The sequence below is a fragment of the Streptomyces sp. FH025 genome, from assembly GCF_017427025.1.
Lineage (GTDB): Bacteria > Actinomycetota > Actinomycetes > Streptomycetales > Streptomycetaceae > Kitasatospora.
Map to the genome: position 1 here is coordinate 1 of NZ_JAFLNG010000534.1, position 5,493 is coordinate 5,493.

5 protein-coding genes are annotated in these 5,493 nt (G+C 72.5%); 4 read left to right on the forward strand and 1 reads right to left on the reverse strand.

Translation table 11 applies throughout. From position 1 onward, the window contains the following. Nucleotides 1-35: 35 nt before the first annotated feature. The 4 genes from J0670_RS28685 (at nt 36) to J0670_RS28700 (ending at nt 3,828) form a co-directional block, all read left to right on the forward strand. Nucleotides 36-269, forward strand: a complete 234-nt coding sequence (locus tag J0670_RS28685; protein WP_207814600.1) for a hypothetical protein — start codon at nt 36-38, stop codon at nt 267-269. Nucleotides 270-400: 131 nt separating this feature from the next. Then, nucleotides 401-946: a methylated-DNA--[protein]-cysteine S-methyltransferase gene (locus J0670_RS28690; protein WP_307806739.1), complete on the forward strand. Its 546-nt coding sequence runs from the start codon at nt 401-403 to the stop codon at nt 944-946. A gap of 269 nt (nt 947-1,215) precedes the next feature. Beyond that, nucleotides 1,216-2,637, forward strand: coding sequence for a family 2B encapsulin nanocompartment shell protein (locus J0670_RS28695; RefSeq protein ID WP_207814601.1), 1,422 nt, complete (start codon nt 1,216-1,218; stop codon nt 2,635-2,637). Between the two features lie 141 nt (nt 2,638-2,778). After that, on the forward strand, nt 2,779-3,828 hold the full coding sequence (locus J0670_RS28700) for a family 2 encapsulin nanocompartment cargo protein polyprenyl transferase (RefSeq protein WP_207814602.1): 1,050 nt from the start codon (nt 2,779-2,781) through the stop codon (nt 3,826-3,828). 148 nt (nt 3,829-3,976) lie between these two features. Here J0670_RS28700 and J0670_RS28705 read toward each other — a convergent pair whose 3' ends face one another. After that, nucleotides 3,977-5,017 (reverse strand): NAD-dependent epimerase/dehydratase family protein, encoded by a 1,041-nt coding sequence (locus tag J0670_RS28705; protein ID WP_207814603.1) that lies wholly within the window; start codon nt 5,015-5,017, stop codon nt 3,977-3,979. Nucleotides 5,018-5,493 lie beyond the last annotated feature (476 nt).

Below are 5,493 nucleotides of genomic sequence, written 5' to 3' on the forward strand. Positions count from 1 at the left end.
GTGGAGGGTGTGGGGGTGACGGAGGAGGTTCGATCATGCCCGGTTCGCTCACCATCAGCCACCACGAGGCCGCGGTCACCATGGACCACGGGGACGCGGCGCGGCTGGCCACCGTACTGTCCGAGTTGGCGTACCTGCTGGAGACCCCGGGGCAGAACCGGCTCGACGACGCGCAGCTCGCCGTGCTGTGCGAGGGGCGCTCCCCGGACCGCGCCGAACTGTCGCACTGGTCCACGGCGCTGGCCGCCGAGTTGAAGAGGCGGCTCTGACCGCTGCCGTACCCGCCGAAGGCCCCGAACGGGCCGCCCCCGGGCCGCCGTACGATGGCGCCCGGGGCGGCCGTGCCCCCCGGGTACCGGGTCGGCCGGTGGCCGGTCCGGCGGAGGGTGGGGGCCCGAGCGTGCCGCAGTCCTGGTCGATGTCCTGGCTGACCGTGGAGACGCCGCTGCCCAGCGGCCCGATGCACGTCGCGGTGACGCCGCTGGGCGTGGCGGCGGCCGGTTACGGCGGTCGGGAGGGCGAGGTGCCGCCGTGCACCGACCGGGCGAAGATCGCCGCCGTCACCGAGCGGATCGGCGCCTACCTGGCGGGCCGTACCCGCGAGTTGGGCCTGCCGATCGACTGGAGCCTCAGCTCCGGACCGCACCGCACGGTGTTGCAGACCCTCTGGCGGCAGGTGCCGTACGGCCGGACCATCACCTACGGCGAACTGGCCGCCCGCAGCGGGGTGTTCGAGGACGTCGCCGAGCCCGGCCTGGCCGCCCGGACGGTCGGGCAGATGATGGCCGCCAACCCGGTCCCCCTGCTGGTGCCCTGCCACCGGGTGGTGGCGGCGGACGGGATCGGCGGTTTCGGTGGCGGCCGCGTCGGGATCGAGGTGAAGCGCTGGCTGCTCACCCTGGAGGGGGTGCTGGAGCCGACGCTGGACTGGAACGGCCCGCTCTGACCTCGGTGCCGCGCGGGCCGGTGCGTGCGGCGGACGTCAAGAGGTGGGCCGGACGGGTTCGCCGATGGGGGAAGATGGGGCGCGGGATTCCGGCGCTTTCGAATAGAAAATCGAACAAATATCGATCAGGTGATCCATTCGTACTATTTGTTCGGTCATTCAGAACCACTCGTACGAGTGATTGCGAGCCGCCTCCGAACGGGCCCACCATGAAGCCGCAACATGAATGTGCAGGCGACGCTTCATCGGGCATGCGAAGGGCTCCCCATATGTCGACCGAAACGAATGCCGGTATTCCCGCGCCCGGGGCGCAGTCGGAGATCCGGCAGCAGCAGAGTCTGAGCACGGCGGGCGCGCGGAACCTCGCCACGACCACCAAGTCCGCCCCCCAGATGCAGGGCATCAGCCCGCGCTGGCTGCTCAGGACGCTGCCCTGGGTGCAGGTGTCCGGCGGCACCTACCGGGTGAACCGCCGCCTGCGCCACAAGGTCGGCCGCGGCCGGGTGAGCTTCGTCAAGACCGGTTCCGAGGTGCGGGTCGTCCCGCAGACCCTGTCCGAGGTGCCGGTGCTGCGCGGCTTCGAGGACGAGGCGGTGCTGACGGAGCTGGCCGGGCGCTTCGTGCAGCGGCAGTTCAACCCGGGCGACGTCCTGGTCTCCGCCGGAGCGCCGATCACCGACGTCTTCCTCATCGCGCACGGCAAGCTCGACCGGCTCGGCACCGGCAAGTACGGCGAGGAGACGGTGATCGGCACCCTCGCCGACGGCGACCACCTCGGTGACGAGGCACTCCAGCAGGAGGACGGCACCTGGCCGTACACCGTCCGCGCCGCGACCTCCGGCACCGTGATGGCGCTCTCCTGGCCCTCCTTCCAGGAACTGCACGACCGCTCCGAGGCGCTCCAGCTCCAGATCATCGAGTACCTGAACGGCTTCCAGCAGGCCCAGAACAAGCACGGCGAGGCCGCGATCGACCTCTCCTCCGGCCACGAGGGCGAGTACGAGCTGCCCGGCGCCTTCGTCGACTACGAGCTCAAGCCGCGCGAGTACGAGCTGAGCGTCGCGCAGACCATCCTCAAGGTCCACACCCGCGTCGCCGACCTCTACAACCAGCCGATGAACCAGACCGAGCACCAGCTCCGGCTGACCATCGAGGCCCTGCGCGAGCGCCAGGAGCACGAGCTCATCAACAACCCCGAGTTCGGCCTGCTGGAGAGCGCCGAGTACGACCAGCGGATCCAGACCCACTCCGGCCCGCCCACCCCGGACGACATGGACGAGCTGCTCAGCCGCCGCCGCAGCACCAGGATGTTCCTGGCCCACCCCAAGGCCATCGCCGCCTTCGGCCGGGAGTGCAGCAAGCGCGGCCTCTACCCGGGCACGGTCGAGGTCGAGGGCAAGCAGATCAACGCCTGGCGCGGAGTGCCGATCTTCCCGTGCAACAAGATCCCGATCGTCGGCGGGAGCACCAGCTCGATCATCGCGATGCGCGTCGGCGAGGACAACCAGGGCGTCATCGGTCTGCACCAGACCGGAATTCCGGATGAATACCAGCCGAGCCTTTCGGTGCGATTCATGGGAATCGACGAAAAGGCCATCATTTCCTACCTGGTGAGCGCCTACTACTCGGCCGCGATCCTGGTGCCGGACGCCATCGGCGTCCTGGAGAACGTGGACATCGCACAGCGCTGACGGCCGTCGGGGCGGTAGGACAGGCCCCGAGCCCGAAACCGCGCCACCCGCCCGGGGGGAACCGCCCGGCGCCCGACGCAACCCGGCCGCCCCGTTCCGGCGGGCCGCCCCACGACACGCGCCCTACAGGGGGAGAGACCCATGACGAGCTCCACGCTGGAGCGGGACCACAAGGAGGGGCACGAGGCGGCGGACATCCTCGCCCGAGCCCGCGGGCTGGTCGACCCGGTCCTGCGGGCCGCCGTCGACTCGCTGCCCGGCGCGATGCGCAAGGTGGCCGGCTACCACTTCGGCTGGTGGGAGGCGGACGGCACACCCGTCGAGGCCCCCTCCGGCAAGGCGATCCGGCCGGCCCTGGTCCTCGCCGCCACCCAGGCCCTCGGCGGAACCCCCGGAACGGCCGTCGCCGCGGCCGCCGCGGTGGAACTGGTGCACAACTTCACCCTGCTCCACGACGACGTCATCGACCGGGACGACACCCGCCGTCACCGGCCCACCGCCTGGCGGGTGTTCGGAACCACCGAGGCCATCCTGGCCGGCGACGCCATGCACTCCCTCGCGCTGCGCCTGCTCGCGGAGGACGCCCACCCGGCCGCCCGCGGCTCGATCCGCCGGCTCACCGACTGCGTGGTCGAGCTCTGCGAGGGCCAGCAGATCGACTGCGCCTTCGAGCAGCGCAACGACGTCTCGCTCCCCGAGTGCCTGGCGATGGCCGAGGCGAAGACCGGCGCCCTGCTCGGCGCGGCCTGCGCGATGGGCGCGCTGTACGGGGGCGGCTCCGAGGAGGCGGCACAGGCGATGGACGGCTTCGGCCGCGAGATCGGCCTGGCCTTCCAGCTGATCGACGACCTGATCGGCATCTGGGGGGATCCGGCGGTCACCGGCAAACCGGTCGGCGCGGACCTGGTCGCCCGGAAGAAGTCGCTGCCGGTGGTCGCGGCGCTGAGCTCGAACACCCCGGAGGGCGCCCGGCTCGCCGAGCTGTACGCCGTCGAACGCCCGCTCAGCCCCGAGGAGTTGGCGGAGTGTGCGGCCGCCGTCGAGGGGGCCGGCGGGCGCGGCTGGGCGCAGGGCGAGTCCTGCGAGCGGATGGCCACGGCGATGGCGCAGCTGGCGGCGGCCGTACCGGAGCCGTCCTCGGCGGACGAACTGCTGGCGCTGGCGGAGCTGGTGACGCGTCGTACCCACTGAGGCCGCGGAGTGGGGAGTCGGCCCGGCCGACTCCCCACTCCGGTGGGTCCGCTGGCGGGAGGGCCTGCCCGAGGCCGCTCACCGGGGCCCGCTCAGCTGAGCCTGTTCACCTGAGCCTGTTCACCTGAGCCTGCTCACCCGAGTCCGCTCACCCGAACGCGGCCAACAGCCGCTGCTCCTTGTCCGGTTCGATGCCCTGCCGGAACGTCGACCCTGGCACCGGCTTGCGCCCGTCCGCATCGGTGTCCTCGGCCGGCCCCCTGGTGCGCAGCCACTCCCAGGTGTCCCGCGCGGTCTCGGCGAACGGCCGGCAGCGCAGCCCGGCCGCCCGGGCGCGGCCGCTGTCGACCTGCCAGATGTTCGCCCAGTCCGGCAGATCCGGCGCCCAGAAGGGGAGTTCGAGCCAGGGTTCGACCCGGTCCGGCCCCTCGGCGAGCAGCCGGGCCTCCTCGACCCAGACCAGTTCGGTGTCCGTCGCGCCCGCGACCTCCCGGCAGGTCTCCAGCCACTCCCCGAAGGTGAGCGCCCCGGGCGGTGCCGTGGTGAGGAAGCGCCCCGCCGTCCCGGCCGTCAGCCGGTCGAGTCCGAAGGCGGCGAAGTCCCGGACGTCGATCACCTGCATGGTCCGCCCCGGATCGCCGGGGGCGAGCACCCGCCCGCCGCGCGCCATCCGCTCCAGCCACCAGGGCAGCCGGCCGCCGATCTCGTGCGGCCCGATCAGCAGCCCGCTGTTGAGGATCAGCGAGCGCTCGGGGCCGAAGCCCTCCAGCACCGCGCGCTCGCAGCCGGCCTTCAGCTCGCGGCCGAACGGCTGGTCGGGCGGGGTGTCGGCGGGGCAGGGGAGGAGCGCGGAGTCCTCGGTGATCACCTGGCCGCCCCAGTCGGCGTAGGCGTGCACCGAGGAGACGAGGCTGTAGTGGCCGGCCCGCTCGCGCAGCAGCCGGGCGGAGAGCGCGGTCTGGGCGGGCTGTCGGGCGGAGGTGTCGACGACGGCGTCCCAGCTGCGGCCGTCGACCAGCCGGGCCAGGTCCTCGGCGCTGTCGCGGTCGCCCCGGACGGCCTCGACCCCGGGGAGGTCGGCGGCGCTGCGGCCGCGGTTGAAGGTGGTCACCTGATGGCCGCGGGCGAGGGCCTCGGCGGCGTAGGCCCGTCCGAGGAAGGACGAGCCCCCGAGTAGAAGGATCTTCATGTCGGCCAGCCTCTCCCCGCCGCCCCGCGGATACGCCCGCTTTCGCGCTGAGCGGAGCACCGCCGGGGCACCGCCCGAGGGCCGCCGGGGCACCGCCCGAGGGCCGCCGGAGCACCGCCGGAGCACCGCCCGAGGACCGCCGGCCGGTCCGTACGGGCACGGACCACCCGACATGCCGCCGCACCCCGCCCCACTTAGCATCCCATTTGTACCGATATGCCCTATCGACATGACCTACCGATGTGCCCTACCGGTCCGATCTGCGGATCGGATCTTCACCGGCAGTGCTTCACCGGCAGTGGGAGAGCGACAGCATGGTCAACCCGGCACTCGTGGACCCGGCCACCGTCCGCGCGACCGCCGCCGAGGCCTGGATCCGCGCCTATCCGATCCTGCGGAACTACCGCACCCTCTACGCCCAGGCGCTGGACGACGCGGACCCCGGCTACGTCGGCGGCTTCGGCGTCTTCCGCCAC

What these genes read in the sequence shown, in the direction of transcription:
- J0670_RS28705 (WP_207814603.1), bottom strand. Translation starts at nt 5,017, where the DNA reads ATGAAGATCCTTCTACTCGGGGGCTCGTCCTTCCTCGGACGGGCCTAC.
- J0670_RS28695 (WP_207814601.1), top strand. Translation starts at nt 1,216, where the DNA reads ATGTCGACCGAAACGAATGCCGGTATTCCCGCGCCCGGGGCGCAGTCG.
- J0670_RS28685 (WP_207814600.1), top strand. Translation starts at nt 36, where the DNA reads ATGCCCGGTTCGCTCACCATCAGCCACCACGAGGCCGCGGTCACCATG.
- J0670_RS28700 (WP_207814602.1), top strand. Translation starts at nt 2,779, where the DNA reads ATGACGAGCTCCACGCTGGAGCGGGACCACAAGGAGGGGCACGAGGCG.